The following is an 18,693-nucleotide window of genomic DNA, read 5'->3' on the forward strand; positions in this document are numbered from 1 at the left end:
AGCAGCCGTTCCGGTTACGAATCGTTCTTTTGATCGCTGTTATCCCCGGATTTCCTGATCGACTTTTGTAAAGTCGAAATCCGGTGATAAAGGCGAACGCTTTGCTTCTTCAGAATCGATTTCGTTCCCTGCACTGCTTTTACTATAGAGCGCGACTGTTTTTTGAACGACATCATTTTTTAGAATAGGGGAGTAGGTAAAAAAACAAGAAAGCCCAAACTGCTGAACTTTGCAGTTTGGGCTTTGTTTATGATGAGATACACAGGCGCTTCGCTATGTGTTTTTCAGTAGATCGGCGATGAACACTTTCTGTCCTGTGCGGGCGCTTTCCAGGGAAGCGAGGACCATGGCCATGCTGAACTGGTTATCACTGCAATCGGTCTCAGGCAGTCGGCCGGATTCCAGTGCGGCGAACATGTCTTCGAGACAGCCGTGATGTCCTGTTTTGTCCATGACAGGCAGTTCCGCTTCAATCCGCTCACTTGGCTGGAAAAAGGATGGTTTGCCGTCAGCATCCAGGCTTTGCGCAGTAACTACTTCAGCATAGATGTCATCATGACCATCCCAGATGGAGGTTCCTTTTTCACCGATTACGCGCCAGCTTGCTTCCCATGATGTGGGTACACCTTCTGCGCACCAAGATCCGCGATAGTTGAATACGGACCCGTCAGACATCTCAAATATACATAACGCCATCGCATTGCCCTGATACCAGGAACCTGGAGGGTTGAACTCATGGCAGTACACCGATACTGGGTTGGCTCCGAGAATATACCGTGCCTGATCAAACGTATGTATCGCCATATCGAGCAGTAGCGGACTATCCATCAGATCACGGAATCCACCGAAGTGTGGCCCGAGGAAAAAGTCGGCTCCTGCGTAACCTACCTGCCCTATAGCTCCGCCGGAAATGAGGTGCTGGTAGGCGCGGATACGCGGATCAAAACGGCGATTCTGCATGACGGCTTGAATGTGTCCTGTGCTGCGAGCGGTTTGCACAATATCTGTGCAGTCGGAGAAGGACTCTGCCAGTGGTTTCTCGCCAAACACGTGACATCCTTCCTTCAAGGCCGTCATAGCAATGCCGTAATGACTCGCCGGAATCGTGACATCAAATACGATATTTGCACCAGTCGTTTGAATGGCTTCACGGATATCGGTGAACGTGGGGCAGGTGAGGCCATGTCTTGTAGCAAAAGCAAGGGCTGTCTGTTCATACAGATCGACCAGTCCGACGATTACTGTATCTGGCCTTTGCAAGGCATAGTCCGCCCATGTGTTTGCCATGGCACCGCAGCCAGCGATAATTACCCGATAAGGATGAGTCATGTTCTCATCTCCTTCGCATGGATTGTGTTATACAGCTCGTATTGTTTCCTATACCGGATTGGGCACAAAATCGCCGCCGCGGCATTGTTTCAAATATCGCAATGCATGCACCTGTCCGGTCATTTCGAGTTCGTCTTTGTAGACGGGATCATGCCAGCCTTCAATATCAATCGTACCCTGATAACCGTTCTGGCGCAGAATGGTGATAATGTCTGCCCAGTTGTTATCCCCGAAGCCGGGTGTACGGTGCCAGACAAATTCCCGTGGACCGTGCACGCCGTATTCCTTAACAATATCCCAGGCAATCGTGGCATCTTTGCCATGTACGTGGAAGACTTTGTGAGCCCATTTGCGTAGCTGTGGAATAGGATCGATCAGGCTGGACATTTGATGGCAAGGCTCCCACTCCAGCCCAACATTTTCATCTGGAACAGCATCAAACATCATCTCCCAGGCCGTCGGGTTATGGGCAATGTTCCAGTCGCCTGTCTGCCAGGTGCCGCCCATATCACAGTTTTCAAAAGCAATGCGTACACCCCGGTCTGCTGCCCTACGTGCCAGTTCACCAAATACTTCCTTGAACCGGGGGATGGACTCGTTAATGGGTTGATCGGTCAATCGTCCGGTGAACCCGGAGACGATATCTGCACCGAAGAGTTGTGCGTGATCAATCACCCGCTCCCAGCTTGCCAGTGTATCGGCGTTGTCTCTGGCTCCGGTGAGCGGATTACCAAATACACTCACCGCGGAGATGACAATGCCTTGTTCGTCCACGATTTCACGGACACGTTTGGCTGTCTCAGCCAGGTCCAGGTCACCAGTTGTTTGCCAGAAGGTCAGGTTAAATGATTCGAAGCCATGTTGCATGATCTGCGGGATAACGCGGACGGCGTCCTGCCCGCCTACAAGGGTACCGATGCGTAATGATTTATTCATGGTTGTATTTCACTCCAATATTGGCTTATAGTACTTCGTGACACACTCATTATAGCCGTGGATTAACGGGATGGCTCTAAACAATCTTGTGTAATAATAGTCGGATCTTGTGAAGAGGGGGGAGAAGTCGTGCTGGATCTGAAAGCGCTTCACGAAAATACCCGAATTGACCATAAATCACATCCATTTCAGCTGTTCCAAAATCGGTGTTCAGATATGAAAGTTGAAGAATGCATTCTGTATTTGCATTGGCATGAACATTTTGAACTGATTATTATGCGTAAGGGCAGTGCGCTGTTTCATATTGATAGCAAACCTTATGTGGTTCGAGCAGGTGAGGTCATCATCATTTCTGGAGGTACATTGCATGTCGGATATGCTCTGGATGAGGGGGATGTGCATTATGATTCTGTTGTGGTCAACCGTGCACTGTTCCATGATTTCACTCATGATCCTGTGCATGAGCAATATGTCGCGCCGTACTTGGAAGGAAGAGTGAGATTTCCGGTCAAACCGGCAGAGGAAAACACAGCCTGCACAGGCTATTATTCTTTGTTAAATGAAGCTGTGGAGGAAATGGCGTTACAGCCCCCGGCTTATCAGCTCGTGGTGAAATCCAAGCTGCATGCCTTGTTCACCCTGCTTGCGCGAACCTTTATGCCGCAGCAACTACCGGATAAAACGGTCGGATCGTATTTTCCAAACCGTGAACGTTTCAAACAGTTGATTGCACAGGTTGAAGCGGACCCCACAGGCAAGATGTCTGTTACGGAAGCGGCAAGTCATGTGGGATTAAATGCGTATCACTTCTGCAAAATGTTCAAAAAGCTGACCGGACGTACCTTTGTGGAATACGTGAACGGGTGCAGGATGAGTGAGGCAGAGCAGCTGCTGCAAGGCAGTAGTCTGACCATTACAGAGATCGCCGCCAGAGTTGGCTGCGACAATGCCAACTATTTTACGAAGTTATACAAACAGTACAAGGGAGTAACTCCTTCTGGGGGGCGAATGAAGAAGCAAGTCTGAGTCACAAAAGTCCGCTGCTCATCGTCATGTATGCATTAAGCGGAGGGGATTGATGTACATGACAGAGCATCATAATGAGCCAGTATGGGATGTTATCATCATTGGAGCAGGCATTGCCGGTTTAACCGCCTCGATTTATCTGGCCCGTGCAGGAAAGACTGTACTGTTGCTCGACAAAGGGGTAAAGCTCGGAGGACGCGCTATCTCAAATGAGATTGAGGGAGCACGCGTGAACTTGGGGGCTCATGCTCTCAGTAAAGCAGCGTTGCCCATTCTCCATGAGGTAGGCGTCACACCTATCGGATCAGTACCGAAACCGCCAGATACATTGGTGTTTGAAGGAACAAACGGCGGGAATAAGACAATTTCCCTAGCACAGCTCTTGCTCGGATCGTATTTGAAATGGAGAGAGAAGTGCCAGCTTCTTCGGTTCTACAGTTCTCTCCGAAAGGTAGATACATCCGTTTTGCATAACGTTAGTTTGCAGACTTACCTGGAAACCCTGGTATCCAGTCCACGTGTACGTAGTGTCGTATTTGCGCTTGTTCGTTTGAGCACCTATTGCGATGCTCCTGATCAGGTAAGTGCTGGCGCCGTCATTGAACAACTCAAACAGAACCAAGTATTGTATATAGATGGAGGTTGGCAATTCCTCGTTAGTCGGCTCACAGAACAAGCTCAGCAGGCGGGTGTATCCATCCGCACAAGCTCGGTCGTACGAGAAATTGCCGGAAGTTATCCTCAGATGATGGTTTCCTTAAAAGATGGTTCACAGTTGACGACTCGCCACGTCTTATCAACGGCTGGCCCATTGGATACTTTAGCTCTGCTTAATCCTGCTCTTTCACCCATTGAAGCCAAACTGTATCACAAGTTAACTCCTGTTCGAGCCGCATGTCTGGATCTCGTCGTGTCCGGGATGCCTCAACCGAAAACAAAATTTGTTTTAGGCGTAAATCATCCTTGGTACTACTCCAACCATTCCGCCGCGGCCTCCTTATCAGAGAACCCTGTATATGAAGTTGTGCATGTGATGAAGTATTTGTCGGAATCATCAAAATCGGATCCAAGGCAGGATGAAGACGAACTAAAGGGCTTTCTCGATTTGATTCAGCCGGGGTGGCGCGAGCATATCATTAAGCAGCGGTTTCTTCCACGAATGCTTGTCTCACATGGCAGTGTCACAGCTGAGAACGGAGGTCTCTCGGGTAGACCTGGATCTGAGATCACAGGAAGACCGGGGCTCTATGTTGCTGGCGATTGGGTAGGGGATGAAGGGATGCTGATTAATGCCTCTCTGGCGAGCGCAAAATGGGCTGCTCAAATGATAATAGAAGGTAGAGGAATAGATAAGGAAGGAATACATTATGGAGATTGAATTGGTATACAGGACATATAGACCCCTTCTTCTTTCTATCGCATATCGTATGCTGGGATCTGTCATTCATGCTGAGGATGTGGTTCAGGACGCATTTGTAACAGTACAGCAGCAGGGTATTCATAAAGAGGGTAGCTCTGTTCGGAACCTGAAAGCATACTTATGCAAAATGGTAACTAACCGTTGTCTCGATTACTTGAAATCAACACGTAAAAAAAGGGAACTATACGTCGGGACATGGCTGCCGGAACCTCTGGTGCAAAATTATAAGGCTTCTCGAGAATCCGTTTCAGCGGTGGAACATGATCCACTTCAAACGATTGAACTGGAAGATACGATTTCGTACGCCTTCCTGGTCATGCTTGATCGGCTAACCCCAATTGAGCGCGCGGTATTTATTCTGCGAGAAGCTTTTGAATTTGATTATGGCGATATAGCAGACTTCTTGAACAAGACGGAGGTCGGCTGCCGGAAAATATACAGTCGTCTTAAACGTAAAATCCAGGACGAGCCGGAAGTCGAGTTGACTCCCAGCGTTCAGTCCGAGCAGCTTGCGCTTCGTTTCCTCCAAGCCACGTCGAGTGGAGACATGGGAGGACTATTAAAAATGCTTTCCCACGATGTCGCCTTGTACAGTGATGGTGGTGGTAAAGTTGTGGCAGCAATTAAACCCGTTACATCAAGCCAGCGGGTGCTAGCGTTCATTCAAGGGCTCTTATCCAAAGGGGACAGCGCTGGTATTGTACGTCTGGTCAAGGTCAATGGACAACTAGGATTTGTATTAAGCAGCCCCTCTGAGGCATTCCCGACTGTGGTCAGCCTAGCTTTTAGAAACGATTGTGTTGAGCGGATCTATATCTTGCGTAACCCGGATAAGCTGCAACATCTGAATTTAGGTTAAAGTGAAGTGAATTTGGATACTCATTTCATAAATCTGGAGAACAGACGATTGGCTTTCTTGGCGAGGTCGTCCATTTTGACGTTGGCATGATCGAACTGATTGTATCCCCATTTGATCGTTTGCAGCATGCGTGGAGATATGGGCGTTCCTTTGATCCGTGGATAGATGTTGTGATAAGCCCAGACGAGATGCTCCCAGCGATTGTCATTACCGTCCTGAATATACTCGGATACGTCAATCACTTTCCCGCGTCCGTTCTGAAGTATTACATTTTTCAGATGAATGTCGCGAGGGTTCAACCCGCGACTGCGAACAGCTTCTCGCGCTGCGTCCACATCGAGCATCACCTGCTCGGGGACGGAGATTCCCTTTTCCAAACATTCCAGCAGTGTATCCCCGGGTTCAAAACTGATCACAAGCACATTCCGGCCGCTGCCGTAATAGGTAGGGAAGTATGGCAGACCTTTGAGCTGCTCGTATACCTGTTTTTCATTTTCGAGTTTGTCCAAGGCATGATCCGAGTACATCTTGAAGGCATACTGCGGCAAGCCGTCATACGTAAATACAGCCGCATCCGTACCTGTGCCAATGCAATTCAATCCTTCTACATCGCCGATGATGTTCACGAGCTCATTCCGGTCGCTTCCGATGACTTGGATCTGTTGTAATGCTTCTTCCGCCTGGAACCAATCCGGTCGATTCATGGGTGGTGCCTCCTTTTAGGATATGCCTGTACAATTTTTTTTCATATAATCATTTTCTAACGAACCGAGTAAGTCTTATTTCGCGTAAATCGGCAGATCTGAAAATGTAACGAATCAGAGACACGCTATTGGCTCATTTGCTTGCAGTAAACATGTTCTACAACCGAATAAGACTAATTAGCTTGTCTGGGGTTCGTTAAGTTCCGTAAAACCTCATGATCCACGTGATAAGGTGTGTGAGATTCGTTAGCGCCGGGCCAGCACTGGCTTCGGGCTAGACCGTACTAACATCGCGGTCCCGAATTCGTGCCCTCTATAGAGTATATTATGCGTTCTGCTCCGCAATTTCATCTTTTGGTGATGTTACTATATAAACGATACGGATCGAATCGGAAACGGTTGCGTCAGAAGAAAATAACGGAAGCGCGCTTGCGGCAAGGTTGCCCGGGCTTTATACTGTGAGCATTAAGGGATCTTATGCAGATCCGGCATACAGAAAGGCAGATTACTTATGGCACAATACCCGCAGTGGTCTTATTCGCAGTCGCGGGCGAGTATGTTCGATGAGTGCCTGCGCAAATATTATTATCATTATTACGGTGCCCATAACGGTTGGAAGACAGACTCTGCTGATGAGATGCAGGTTCGTCTGTACCGTCTGAAGCAACTCAGCAATCTGTATCTTGTCTTTGGGGATCTCGCACATCGGATGTGTGAGTCGGCGGTACGCAGCAGGGAAGAGGGCAAAGATAAACCGCGTGAACACTTCCTGGAACAGACGATACGCAAGCTGCTGAATCAGGCGTATGTGGAATCCATGGACGCGGATCAGTGGCGACTGAACCCCAAGAATCGCACGATGTTGTCCGAGATCTATTACGGGGATGATACGTTAAATGACCGGATCGCCACGATTAAGGAACGGGCTTCGGCCTCTGTCGGTAACCTGTACCAGACGCTTACGTGGGAGGACTTGTCCCGAGCAAGTACGGACATTCTGGAGATCGAGAAATGGGATACCATGATGCTGCACGATACGCGTGTGTATGTGAAGATGGATTTATTGTATCGACGCAGTAACGGCAATATTGTTATTGTGGACTGGAAGACGGGCAAAGAAGATGACTTCTCAGATCAGCTAATGCTGTACGCGTCCTATGTAAGGGAGCACTACCGAATTCCTTTGGAGCAGATTGAGCTGCGTGTGGAGTACTTGTTAACCGGAAAACACCGGGAGTTTACAGCGACAGAAGAGGATATCCGGAAGGTGGAGGAGAACGTGGGTCGTTACATTGAGGAGATGCGATCCTGCGTGGAGGATGAGTATTACAACCGTCCCAAGGACGTCACCTACTTCACAGCGATGCCATCGCACCGGTCCTGCCGGGATTGCAACTTCCGCGAAGTGTGCAGTGAGCGAGCAGTCTGAAGCGCCCAAACCGTAGGAAACTAAAGGCCTTATACCAAACAACGAGCTATTTCATATGTGAAAAAAATCAAGAAGCGCAAGCCGGGAACATCATCTGCCCGACTTGCGCTTCTATTGCGTCCCACAGGCCTGGCGACAAGGCGCCGGATGGAACGATCATATCAAGATTACTGGACAGCGGCGGTATTCTCCAGCGCCTGACCCGCAGGAACATAGGCATGCCCGAGATCCCGGGCAACCGCCTCATACGTGATGTGTCCATTCAGCACGTTAACCGCGCTGCGAATGGACGAACTGCCGCGAATCGCGGCGGCTGCACCGTGGTTGGCCAGCTGCAGCGCATAAGGCATGGTGGCGTTGGTCAGCGCCACCGTGGAAGTACGCGGCACGGCGCCCGGCATGTTCGCCACCGCGTAGTGCACGACGCCATGTTTCACATAGGTCGGTTCATCGTGGGTTGTGATATGATCAATGGTCTCAACGATCCCGCCCTGATCAATCGCCACATCCACAATGACCGAGCCCGGTGCCATCGTCTTAACCACTTGCTCGCTGACAAGTGTTGGCGCCTTGGCGCCCGGAATCAGCACCGCACAGATCAACAGATCTGCCGTTGCAACAGCTGTTGCAATGTTGGACGGGCTGGATACTAGCGTGTGGATCTGATTGCCGAAGATATCATCCAACTGCCGCAGACGATTCAGATTCAGGTCAAGGATGGTCACATCGGCGCCAAGACCAATAGCAATTTTGGCTGCATTTGTTCCCACCGTTCCGCCACCAATAATGACTACTTTCCCCCGACTGACGCCGGGTACACCGGACAACAGAATGCCCTTGCCACCTTCCGTTTTCTCCAGTAACTGTGCTCCGATCTGGGAGGCCATACGGCCTGCAACTTCACTCATAGGGGTTAACAGGGGGAGAGCGCTGTTGACCTCCAGCGTCTCATACGCAATAGCCGTTACCCGGCTTTTAATAAGGGCTTTGGCAAGCTCCGGTTCCGCTGCGAGGTGCAGGTATGTGAACAGAATCAGTCCCGGACGAAAATATCCATATTCACTGGCAAGCGGTTCTTTCACCTTGATGATCATATCGGCTTCGGTCCACACGGACATGGCATCCATCCGAATCTCGGCGCCCGCAGTTTGATATTCATGATCCGTGAATCCACTGCCGTTCCCCGCGCCTTGTTCAATCAGTACCTGGTGACCGGCTCTGATGAAATCAGCAGCCCCGGCCGGAGTCATTGCTACACGATTCTCATTGTTCTTGATTTCTTTGGGAATTCCGATTCTCATCACCATGCACCTCGTCCATTTATTGGTTGTTAGCTTATACTACAAGTTTATGACTTGGATAATCGTTTTGCACCTTACTTGATGTCTAATCTTTAGAAATTGAACTCAACATATTGTCGAAAAAGACTGTTCAGGACATTTGTCCATGGATTATAATGTAAGAAAAAATAACACGAAGAGGGATCGCCATTGCGAAATGACCGTGTGTTTACGATCAAAGATATCCTTGCACGTCCGGTATTTGGCCGAGCACGACTAGCGGCAGGGAAGGATGGAGTGAACCGTCAGGTTGGCTGGGTTCATGTATTGGAGATTACCAATGTATCTCCATTCGTAAGCCCCCATGATCTTATTTTATCCACTGGACTGTGGCTTCAATCGGAAGAAGGGCGCGAAGAGTATCTGCTTCAACTCATTGGCAGTGAGGCAGCCGGGCTGTGTGTGGAGTTTGGAACCAGCATATACGGAATCCCGGAAGAACTGATTGAACTGGCGGACAGACACCAGTTTCCGCTAATCGTATTTGAGCAACCGGTCCGTTTTGTCGAGATTACACAGGATATTCACTCTCTACTCATTAATCATCAGCACCAGTTGCTGAAAAGTCTGGAAGCATACTCCCGTCAGCTTCAGCAACGAACATTACAGAGTACGGATATGTCTGCTGTGCTGAACCTGCTACATGAGTACGCTGCCAAACCGGTGGTGTACATTTCGTCCATGGAGCCAGGCAGTTTTGTGCCCGAACTTGTTCCGGAGACGGAACAGGCCATCTATACCTGGTACGAGCATGAGGTAGAACATCTGGATTTGAATGATTCAGATACTGAATTATGGTTCCACATCGACGAAGAGAAGGCTCTGCTGTGTCATCCGGTCGTCTGTTTTGGCCAGGTATTTTCGGCTGTAGGCATGATTGTGCATCCCGCAGCTCCAGTGGAATATCTCAAGCTGTTGCTCGATTATACGGCGAAGGCGGCGGCAGCGCTCACGCTTCGTTCCCAGTTTCTTGAAGAGAAGATGGTCCGCAATCAGAATGAACTGATCCAGGATCTGATGAATGGCAACATCCATCAGGAGGAACAGGCTCAGACTCGAATGGGGCTTCGTTTGCTGGTGAAGGGACAGTACTGGTTTGCAGGAGGGGTCATCGAGATTGAGCATCGATTGAAGGGTACAGGCCGGGAGCGAATGGAAGCGAATCATCAGGATGTTCTTGTCCTGCTTCGTTCCCTGCTCAAGAAGAACAATCTGCCTAGCCTGATTATGCTGAAGAACAACCAGGTATATCTGTGTTGTGCGAAGGAAGCGGTAACGACTGCTGCACGTCATCAGCTGCTACGATTGCTGGAAGGAATCGCTCTGGACGTGAAGCGGTTTGCGAGCCGTAACTTGAAACAGGTTATGATTCATGTGGGATTTGGCAAGTTACGCAACCGTTTGACCAGCCTGCCGGAGAGCCTTCAGGAGGCCTATCAGGTGATCGAGGTTTCAAGATCGGTAGATCCGATGGAACATGTTCACTTTTACGAACGTATGGGTATATATCAAATGTTAAAGGCGTTACCCCAATCCTTCCTGCAACCCTTTGTACAGGATCACCTGGGTATGTTGATTGAACATGACCAAACGCATCACCTGCGATTGGTAGAGACGTTGGATGCTTACCTGCAGAACTTTGGTTCCAAACGGGATGCGGCCGCCCAGTTATTTATTCATCGGCAAACGTTGTACAACAGACTGGAGAAGCTGGAAGAACTGATGGGGCCAGGTTACATGGATCAAGGGAGAAGAATCTGTCTGGAGATGGCGCTGCTCGCGCACGTGATGATTGAGAATGGGCAGTGGCAATCCTCTTGATGAGGTGAAAGGGATGCAACACAGACTGTGCATCGATCTTACACTACCTTGAGCACAGTCTAGCAGTTTTTACTAATCCGCCGGGTGTGTCGTAATGAAGCAGGCAGGCGTTGCAGAGTGGAAGTGGAGCGTCGGCCCCGATAAAGCTTCGTTTGACCGGAGGAAGGTGCCAGTGATAATGAAGAAGGAGCAGCCAGCCGATACGGGGGTGACGACCGGTCGGGACGTCCTTCCTGTTCTGCTTCATTGTCCTCCATTGAAATGCCACTTTGGTGCAGCCATTCATTAAGTCGTTTAGGATTGATTCCAAGTTGTCCGCTCAGATTACAGATATCGAGGTTTATTCTCACACAAATCCGCCTTTCCTGGAATATCGGGCTGGTAGTAGGGTATGAAAGGGAAGCATGAATTCGAGATCGGTAAATGCTCATGTACATGTTGGCTGTGCTTGATTGGCGGAATGATCCATTATGTTAAGAAGTAGCGCGGAGGGTTCTATGTAGACCTTGTAAAAACGTTTCCATGTCCGCTGTTTTGAATATTTACTATAAATTGGCTTTTAACAAGATTCTATCACTTCACACCCAGTTGCGCGTCTCAATATAGTCTCAATTTTGTGAGAGAAAAAAGTATATTAAAAGTACCAGTATCTAGTACGGAGGACATATATGGGAAACAGTAGTGAGGCTCAATACGACAAATATGTTGAGGATGGCAAACGGTTCATTGGTCGAACCAAGGAACTGACGACACTGGAGCGGTGGTTCAATCATCCGGAAGCCCCATTAACCATATTTTCAATTACGGGCATGGGAGGAATTGGTAAATCTTCCTTGCTTTCAGAGATGTTATCTGTCTCTCGGGATCGAGGAGCGAGGGCAATCTGGATGGATGGTCGATCATGTGGGGCGACTCCTTCCGTTTTTATGGATTATTTGTCCTCTACATTAGGCTTGGAAACAATGGATAGTGAAGGATACCCGCGACCATTGAGTCTGCTGAGAGACACATCGATCGAGAAGAGATTGGTTCTGGCCGTGGATAATTATGAAGAGCTTGCTCTGTTAGAAAGCTGGTTCATGGAAGTCTTTGTATCCAAACTTCCGTTAAGAGGGATACTTGTCATTCTTGCATCACGCCCGGAACTGGCGTCCACCTGGCGGACACATCCCCGATTACATCAGAGATTTATACAGATGCGGCTTCAACATTTCACAGTTGATGAGATTACGGAATACATCACGGTGGCAGGCTTTCTGAATCAGGGGATGGCAGGTACCATTACGAGAATGACCGATGGACATCCGCTGGGGCTGGCGCTTGCTGTAGAAGCTGCAGATCAGAGGAGGAATCTCCCACAGTCCGAATGGGCTGAACTGTCCCATATGATCAGTGCTCGATTATTATTGGAACTTACGACACCCCGTCTGCATCCTGTAGTGGAGGTAATAACACTGCTTGAGACAGCCAATCAGGAACTATTATCATCTGTCCTGGACATGACTGTGACGCAAGAAGACTACCACATGCTGAGACAGATGTCGTTTATCCGTTCCGGTCCGGATGGTCTTGGACTGCATGACATGGCCAGGGTACATCTGCTACGGGATTTTCGACAGCGTGAGCCACATCGGTTGCAGACATTGCGTATCAAGATTGCGAAGCTGCTGAAACCGCTACATGAACATGCAGGGGCTCATGAGCGTCGCCAGATCGCCCGGAAGATGCTGTTGCTGTGTCAGGAATCCATGCTTCAATACCGCAAGTACGCGGATGTGTCCCGTGATTCCTTGTTCTCACCTCTCGAAACGATGAGAAGCGAGGATCTGCCCGTTCTGCACAGCCTGTTACAGCAATGGTGCGAGTACAGCGTGGAACCATGGCAGGCGGTATCCTATGGTCCCTTCCTGGATGAACTGGCGCACCGTTATCCCGAAGGAATCGTATTAATGCGTGACAAGCTTGGGGAGACAATCGCCATGTTCATTACCATTCTTGTACATAGGGAGAGTAGTGAGTTGTTACTAAAATATTTTCCAAATGAGATGTATGAATGTTTCACACCACAGGAACTTGAAAACGACCCGGATCAGAGTGATACGCACTTTGCCTTGCTGGCTGCGGCAAGAGATGATGTGCCTGGTTATACACGAGAAGAACTGGTGGGATACATGGCACTGGATCGACTATCTCTACTGGGTGATGGTGCACGAGCGATACTCGTTGCAACGAATCCTCACCTGAAACTATTTTTGCAGAGCATTGGATTCCAGATGCGAAGAACCCGCACCCGTGTCTGTGACAGATTCGAGGACCAGGCGGACATACTTGATTTGGATTTGCGTAGCGGGCAATTCGGAGAGTGGGTCATGTCTCTGCTTGATCCGGAATCAACAGAGGATCGTATACAGCCGGAAACAACGGAAGTGGATGGTGTAATCTGGACTGAACAGGATGTTCGCAAGATGTTGGGGGATCTTCGTTCCCCGGGAGAATTACATGAATATGCTGGCAGGGTTAGAGGAGTAAAGGATGGAATCCAGTTACAGCTGTATGTCATTGATCTGTTGGAAGGCAGAGTACATGGCCTATCTCCACAAGATCAGATGCTGTTATACGCGGCCTACTGGACGCATGCTGGCAATCCAACTGCCGCAGCCCAGACGTGTTCCATGAGTCGGGCGACATTCTATCGCCATCTCAGAACAGCGCTAACTCGCTTGGCGCGAATTTTGTAGGGTTCATCATACCGATAATGACGATAAGAAGAGGCTGGTCATAGACCAAGCCTCTTCATGCGGTTATAGAGCGTTGCCCTGGAGATGCCAAGTTGCTTGGCGAGTGTTCGTTTGTTGCCACCTGCTGCTTTCAGATATTGAATTAGAAGTTGCGCCTCATAGGTGTCCAATTTTTGCTGGTAGGTAACACCGGAGATAAGTTCGGAATCATCGGAGTGATCTAATTCGTTCACATGTGCAACGGATCGAGGTTCTGGTTCTGCTCCTGCCGAATCCTGACGTTGCTGATATTCGTTGTTGGCATGTGAATGAATTCCGGATGTCAGTTGGATTTCGGACTGTTCTTGTATGGTGAGGGAAGTGAGGGTATCGGGCAGATATTCCTGCTTCACCTCACCATCTGTCGTCAGAATGGTCAGGCGTTCGATCACATTTCGTAATTCACGTACATTGCCTGGCCAATCATATTGGAACAGCAATTTGAATACTTCAGGTGGAACCAACTCTATATGACGGTTATAGAGCAATGAGAATTCTTGAAGGAACGTTTGGGTTAACTCATAGAGATCTTCCTTGCGCACACGCAGAGGAGGGATGACAAGGTTAATGACATTCAGCCGATAGTAGAGATCTTCTCGGAATTGATTGCGTGCAATCATACTCCGTAGATTCTGATTGGTCGCAGCGATAATCCGGCAGTCGGCCTGTTTCATTCGCGTTCCCCCCACAGGAAAGTAACTCTTCTCCTGCAACACCCGAAGCAGTTTCACTTGCAATTCCAATGGCATCTCACCGATCTCATCCAGAAAAAGAGTACCCCCTTCGGCAAGTTCAATCTTGCCCTTTTTGCCTTTGGGATCCGCTCCGGAGAAGGCGCCTTTTTCGTAGCCGAATAATTCACTTTCGAACAAGGAAGCGGGAATTGCCCCGCAGTTAATCGCTATGAACGGTGCCGTCTGCAATTCACGAAGATCATGAATGGCTTTGGCGAATAACTCCTTGCCTGTGCCACTCTCTCCGAGGATAAGTACGGTTGCTGAGGTGGTGCTGATCTTGCGAATGGTATCCATGCACTGCTTGATGACCAAGCTGCTGCCCTTGATTCTGGCAAATGGATCTAATTCGGGACGTAGCCGAGCAACGGCTTTTTCCAGATGTTGAACTTTGGATGTCATATGTAATAGTTCCTGATGTAATCGGATTTCGGTTGTTATATCCACTTCGGCAGCAACTGCACCCACAATATGTCCATCCAGTTGGACAGGACGAGCATTAATCAGGGCGAAGAGGTCGGGCCGTGGCTGATGCTGTTTGCGATAGACCGTTTCGCCGGTATACAACGTCTTGAGAGACTGTAACCGATCTGGAGGGAAAAAGTCCGCTGCGGGTTGTCCGATGATGTCTTTTTTGCTGATCGAAAAAACATGCTCCGCGCCAGTTGTCCAGTAGGCCACCTTGGCATCTTCATTAATTAATGTCAGAGCTGAACCCGCTGTCTCCAGTGTGGTCTCAAAATAAGCTTCTATTAGGCGATGCGCATGCATCATGGCATGCAAAACATCGGATACGGCGATATATCCCAATAGAGGGCCATCATCCTGAATGAATAAATAAGAAGATGTGTCGAATAAGCAGAAGGCATCTACCAACGATGTTGATGACGGAATGGTAAGTGTGGGGAGGTCTGTATCCAGAACATCCATATCCTTACGCAATAAAGACATTAATTCTGGAAGTAAATGTTTCATCGATATCACCTCAGTTAGGGCATAACTTTCAGAACTGTACCTGTTACAAGGAACTTTTATGATCGGAGTAAATGGAAATATTTGAGTGAGATAGTTATCCATATTATAGCTTTCAAAGTGAAGTGTGTATAGATTTTTTGACATGAATCATACATAAGACAATCGGAAATAGTGGTTAATTTTGTTTTGTACAACTAGAATACGCTCTCAATCTGAAGCGAAAGTGAAGCATTCATGAACATGACAGTATCAGTTCGTTAATCTCAACACATTCACTGGGCAGGTTAAGTGATTCTATATGTTGACTCTCAATTTGTCCACACCATTAAGTATCGTCTGAATAATACTATACCAAGGACTGAAATGAATGAATTCAATCGAAGGAGGGTGATGAAATGGCGATTCTATCAACTGGGCCCATTGAGAATAATATTTCAGGAATAACGGGGATCCGACCAACTCAATCCGTTACGGTCAAAATCGATAACCGGAATGCGACAGATGTGTTCACAGTGCTTCTTCGGGGCTATTACCTTAATGGAGTTAGAACATTATATGTAGAAGAACTGCTCAATGTATCACCTAATCAGGTCATAACCAAAGTTTATAATGGGAATTTTGATGCTTTTGAGTTTGTATTTTCAACCTCAGACACGGCTGCTCCAGAAGCACAAATATCCGTATGGGGTAAAAATGCCGCAGGCGAATTAGTCGCGGCTCACCGATTGGTATCCCAGGAGTTATTGGGAGAAACGCTGAGCACAACGGGTGTAACTGGAGCCACTGGAGCCACGGGTATTACGGGAGTAACAGGAGGCACCGGAGCTACTGGAGTGACAGGAGCTACGGGAGTAACGGGAGGCACTGGGACCACCGGAGTAACAGGAGCCACGGGCGTTACGGGAGTAACGGGAAGCACCGGGGTCACCGGAGCGACGGGCGTTACGGGAGCAACGGGAAGCACCGGGGCCACCGGAGTGACAGGAACCACGGGCGTTACGGGAGTAACAGGAGGCACAGGGGCCACCGGAATAACAGGAGCCACGGGCGTTACGGGAGTAACGGGAAGCACCGGGGCCACCGGAGTGACAGGAGCCACGGGTGTTACGGGAGTAACGGGAAGCACTGGAGCTACTGGAGTGACAGGAGCGACTGGTGTTACAGGAGCAACGGGAAGTACCGGGGCTACCGGAGTGACAGGAGCCACTGGTGTTACGGGAGCAACGGGAAGCACCGGGGCTACTGGAGTGACAGGAGCCACTGGTGTTACGGGAGCAACGGGAAGCACCGGGGCTACTGGAGTGACAGGAGCCACGGGTGTTACGGGAGCAACGGGAAGCACCGGGGCTACTGGAGTGACAGGAGCAACGGGCGTTACAGGGGCCACCGGAATAACAGGAGCCACGGGTATTACGGGAGTAACGGGAAGCACTGGAGCTACTGGAGTGACAGGAGCGACTGGTGTTACAGGAGCAATGGGAAGTATCGGGGCTACCGGAGTGACAGGAGCGACTGGTGTTACAGGAGCAACGGGAAGTACCGGGGCTACCGGAGTAACAGGAGCCACGGGTATTACGGGAGTAACAGGAAGCACTGGGGTTACCGGAACAACAGGTGTCACTGGAGCAACCGGTACAGCAGGGCAAGGGTTGTCCTCTTATGCCTATATTTTTAATACTTCAGCTCAAACTGTAGCTATTGAAGCGGATGTAATCTTCGACAGCAACCAAAATCTTACTAATATTACTCATGCGCCCAATACCGCTGCGATTATTATTGGTAATGCCGGGGACTATGCGGTGTTTTTCAACGTTGCAGGTGTGCAGGCAAACCAATTCACCCTTTATCAAAACGGAGCCCCTGTAGGTGGCAGTGTCTATGGTTCAGGAGCTGGGACTCAACCGAATCCAGGCATGGTCATTATTACGGCTGCTCCCGGTGATGTGCTGACATTACGGAATCATTCCAGCGCATCAGCTGTTGGTCTGCAAACACTAGCAGGTGGAACACAGACCAATGCTAATGCTTCTATTCTTATTCAACAGTTAAGTGGTTAACTTTTAAATAATAAATGGGTGTGTCCAGAAAAATAGACATTTAAAATTGTGGTCCTATCTCATAATTAGTGGTTGACAGTCTTCGGGCGCAAATCATGGGAAGTTCTCACTTTAATAATTTTCGCATTAAAAGAGTCATAATATAAAGTCTAGCCGCTCTTTTTGAGTGGCTAGACTTTAGCTTAATTAATAGTTAAGTTCTCTCATTAAAAACATTATTACCGGCTAGGATTCCTGTAGAGCTCATAACCATCCTCTAGAACGCTGAAGTTCGTTAAACTTAGCATTTTTGTTTATCGCTTTAATATGCGGTGGGGTCGTTAGCGCTTGGAGCGAGAGAGCCCCTTTTCGTTATTGTATAACTTGGTTTACAGCCTTGGTTTACAGCCTTGGTTTAAATGCATCTCGATGTTCTCTCAGGAATGCATCAAGTGAACGCGGCGCTCTGCCAAGCAAGCGTTGGACCGTATCCGTCGGCTTCTCTGGCACAACGGAAGACATCGTCTGAATTTCCACCACGTGGTCTGCAAGCCAAGGAGGCATCTGTCCATGTTCGATCAGATCCGTTCGAAGCTCCTCGGGTTTGAGGTTGAAGAATCCGATCGGACGATTGAACAGGGTGGACATTTTATCTGCAATCTGTGCATAAGTGAATGCTTCGGAACCGGTAAGCGTATAGATGCGGTTCACTGGTTTGTCTCTAGTCAGCACTTCTGTGGCAATATCTGCGATGTCTCGGCAATCGATGAAGTTGCACGGGGAATCTCCAATGCAGCCGAAGAATACATCTTGAGTTGTAATGGTTGGTGCGAGTCGGAGCAGATTTTGCATAAAAGCATAGGGCCGCAGCATTGTATATGTCATCCCGGATTTCACTAGAGCTTGCTCGATTTGTTCATGCCAGCCTGCTACAGTTACTGGTGAACGTTCGTCATATGCTGGGCTGGATATTTTGACGACATGCTTGACTCCCTCTTGCGCAGCCATCTGAATAATGGATGTCTCTAGTTCCACTTGTTTAGGGTTGTTGGATAACGCTAGAAATAGTTGACTGGTACCCGCCAAAGCTCTGCGCATGGATTCGGAATCATTTGCATCGGCAGCACAGATTTCAATCCCGGACAACGCCAAGTCCGCCATTTGTTGACGAAGCTTATCCGGCTTTCTACTTACTGCCCGAACGGGAATACCTCTTTCCATCAAACGTCTCAAAAGTACATTTCCAATCATGCCTGTTGCTCCAATAATAGTAATCATGTTTCAATCTCTCCTTATAATGAACTTGT

General features: G+C 48.8%; 14 protein-coding genes. 7 read left to right on the forward strand and 7 right to left on the reverse strand.

Annotated elements, in window-relative coordinates:
• Positions 1 to 273 precede the first annotated feature (273 nt).
• Both NSQ20_RS06010 and NSQ20_RS06015 read right to left on the reverse strand, forming a co-directional pair.
• Positions 274 to 1,329, reverse strand: coding sequence for a Gfo/Idh/MocA family oxidoreductase (locus NSQ20_RS06010; protein WP_340032099.1), 1,056 nt, complete (start codon positions 1,327 to 1,329; stop codon positions 274 to 276).
• A gap of 48 nt (positions 1,330 to 1,377) precedes the next feature.
• Positions 1,378 to 2,265, reverse strand: coding sequence for a sugar phosphate isomerase/epimerase (locus NSQ20_RS06015; RefSeq protein WP_340032100.1), 888 nt, complete (start codon positions 2,263 to 2,265; stop codon positions 1,378 to 1,380).
• A gap of 129 nt (positions 2,266 to 2,394) precedes the next feature.
• Here NSQ20_RS06015 and NSQ20_RS06020 point away from each other — a divergent pair, with 129 nt between their 5' ends.
• Genes NSQ20_RS06020 through sigJ form a run of 3 tightly spaced genes read left to right on the forward strand, consistent with a single transcriptional unit; the run spans position 2,395 to position 5,570 of the window.
• Positions 2,395 to 3,291 (forward strand): AraC family transcriptional regulator, encoded by an 897-nt coding sequence (locus tag NSQ20_RS06020; RefSeq protein WP_340032101.1) that lies wholly within the window; start codon positions 2,395 to 2,397, stop codon positions 3,289 to 3,291.
• A 58-nt stretch (positions 3,292 to 3,349) separates the two neighbouring features.
• Positions 3,350 to 4,669: an NAD(P)/FAD-dependent oxidoreductase gene (locus NSQ20_RS06025; RefSeq protein WP_340032102.1), complete on the forward strand. Its 1,320-nt coding sequence runs from the start codon at positions 3,350 to 3,352 to the stop codon at positions 4,667 to 4,669.
• Positions 4,659 to 5,570: an RNA polymerase sigma factor SigJ gene (gene sigJ, locus NSQ20_RS06030; RefSeq protein ID WP_076329466.1), complete on the forward strand. Its 912-nt coding sequence runs from the start codon at positions 4,659 to 4,661 to the stop codon at positions 5,568 to 5,570. The genes NSQ20_RS06025 and sigJ overlap by 11 nt, the downstream gene beginning before the upstream one ends.
• A 20-nt stretch (positions 5,571 to 5,590) precedes the next feature.
• On the opposite strand, the gene NSQ20_RS06035 is transcribed toward sigJ, so the two are convergent.
• The gene (locus NSQ20_RS06035; RefSeq protein ID WP_127547147.1) at positions 5,591 to 6,274 is read right to left on the reverse strand and encodes a serine/threonine protein kinase; all 684 of its coding nucleotides are present in this window, start codon (positions 6,272 to 6,274) and stop codon (positions 5,591 to 5,593) included.
• Positions 6,275 to 6,785: 511 nt separating this feature from the next.
• Between NSQ20_RS06035 and NSQ20_RS06040 the strand changes: the two genes are divergently transcribed.
• On the forward strand, positions 6,786 to 7,703 hold the full coding sequence (locus tag NSQ20_RS06040) for a PD-(D/E)XK nuclease family protein (RefSeq protein WP_340032103.1): 918 nt from the start codon (positions 6,786 to 6,788) through the stop codon (positions 7,701 to 7,703).
• 167 nt (positions 7,704 to 7,870) lie between these two features.
• Here the strand turns inward: NSQ20_RS06040 and ald are convergent, their stop codons facing one another.
• Positions 7,871 to 9,004, reverse strand: a complete 1,134-nt coding sequence (gene ald / locus NSQ20_RS06045) for an alanine dehydrogenase (protein WP_340032104.1) — start codon at positions 9,002 to 9,004, stop codon at positions 7,871 to 7,873.
• 189 nt (positions 9,005 to 9,193) lie between these two features.
• Between ald and NSQ20_RS06050 the strand changes: the two genes are divergently transcribed.
• Positions 9,194 to 10,864, forward strand: a complete 1,671-nt coding sequence (locus NSQ20_RS06050; protein ID WP_340032105.1) for a PucR family transcriptional regulator ligand-binding domain-containing protein — start codon at positions 9,194 to 9,196, stop codon at positions 10,862 to 10,864.
• Between the two features lie 59 nt (positions 10,865 to 10,923).
• Here NSQ20_RS06050 and NSQ20_RS06055 read toward each other — a convergent pair whose 3' ends face one another.
• The gene (locus NSQ20_RS06055; protein ID WP_124117151.1) at positions 10,924 to 11,214 is read right to left on the reverse strand and encodes a hypothetical protein; all 291 of its coding nucleotides are present in this window, start codon (positions 11,212 to 11,214) and stop codon (positions 10,924 to 10,926) included.
• Positions 11,215 to 11,532: 318 nt separating this feature from the next.
• Here NSQ20_RS06055 and NSQ20_RS06060 point away from each other — a divergent pair, with 318 nt between their 5' ends.
• On the forward strand, positions 11,533 to 13,602 hold the full coding sequence (locus NSQ20_RS06060; protein WP_340032106.1) for an ATP-binding protein: 2,070 nt from the start codon (positions 11,533 to 11,535) through the stop codon (positions 13,600 to 13,602).
• Positions 13,603 to 13,640: 38 nt separating this feature from the next.
• Here NSQ20_RS06060 and NSQ20_RS06065 read toward each other — a convergent pair whose 3' ends face one another.
• On the reverse strand, positions 13,641 to 15,350 hold the full coding sequence (locus NSQ20_RS06065; protein WP_340032107.1) for a sigma 54-interacting transcriptional regulator: 1,710 nt from the start codon (positions 15,348 to 15,350) through the stop codon (positions 13,641 to 13,643).
• A 395-nt stretch (positions 15,351 to 15,745) separates the two neighbouring features.
• On the opposite strand from NSQ20_RS06065, the gene NSQ20_RS06070 reads away from it, so the two are divergent.
• Positions 15,746 to 17,407, forward strand: a complete 1,662-nt coding sequence (locus NSQ20_RS06070; RefSeq protein ID WP_340032108.1) for a collagen-like protein — start codon at positions 15,746 to 15,748, stop codon at positions 17,405 to 17,407.
• Positions 17,408 to 17,788: 381 nt separating this feature from the next.
• Here the strand turns inward: NSQ20_RS06070 and NSQ20_RS06075 are convergent, their stop codons facing one another.
• Positions 17,789 to 18,664 carry an SDR family oxidoreductase gene (locus NSQ20_RS06075; RefSeq protein WP_036612068.1) on the reverse strand — a complete coding sequence of 292 codons (876 nt, stop codon included), beginning with the start codon at positions 18,662 to 18,664 and terminating at the stop codon, positions 17,789 to 17,791.
• Positions 18,665 to 18,693 lie beyond the last annotated feature (29 nt).

The organism is Paenibacillus sp. FSL K6-1122 (assembly GCF_037977015.1).
GTDB lineage: Bacteria > Bacillota > Bacilli > Paenibacillales > Paenibacillaceae > Paenibacillus > Paenibacillus amylolyticus.

Coding starts and splice junctions, on each gene's coding strand:
- NSQ20_RS06010 (WP_340032099.1), bottom strand. CDS start 1,329: ATGACTCATCCTTATCGGGTAATTATCGCTGGCTGCGGTGCCATGGCA.
- NSQ20_RS06015 (WP_340032100.1), bottom strand. CDS start 2,265: ATGAATAAATCATTACGCATCGGTACCCTTGTAGGCGGGCAGGACGCC.
- NSQ20_RS06025 (WP_340032102.1), top strand. CDS start 3,350: ATGACAGAGCATCATAATGAGCCAGTATGGGATGTTATCATCATTGGA.
- sigJ (WP_076329466.1), top strand. CDS start 4,659: ATGGAGATTGAATTGGTATACAGGACATATAGACCCCTTCTTCTTTCT.
- NSQ20_RS06035 (WP_127547147.1), bottom strand. CDS start 6,274: ATGAATCGACCGGATTGGTTCCAGGCGGAAGAAGCATTACAACAGATC.
- NSQ20_RS06040 (WP_340032103.1), top strand. CDS start 6,786: ATGGCACAATACCCGCAGTGGTCTTATTCGCAGTCGCGGGCGAGTATG.
- ald (WP_340032104.1), bottom strand. CDS start 9,004: ATGAGAATCGGAATTCCCAAAGAAATCAAGAACAATGAGAATCGTGTA.
- NSQ20_RS06060 (WP_340032106.1), top strand. CDS start 11,533: ATGGGAAACAGTAGTGAGGCTCAATACGACAAATATGTTGAGGATGGC.
- NSQ20_RS06065 (WP_340032107.1), bottom strand. CDS start 15,350: ATGAAACATTTACTTCCAGAATTAATGTCTTTATTGCGTAAGGATATG.
- NSQ20_RS06070 (WP_340032108.1), top strand. CDS start 15,746: ATGGCGATTCTATCAACTGGGCCCATTGAGAATAATATTTCAGGAATA.
- NSQ20_RS06075 (WP_036612068.1), bottom strand. CDS start 18,664: ATGATTACTATTATTGGAGCAACAGGCATGATTGGAAATGTACTTTTG.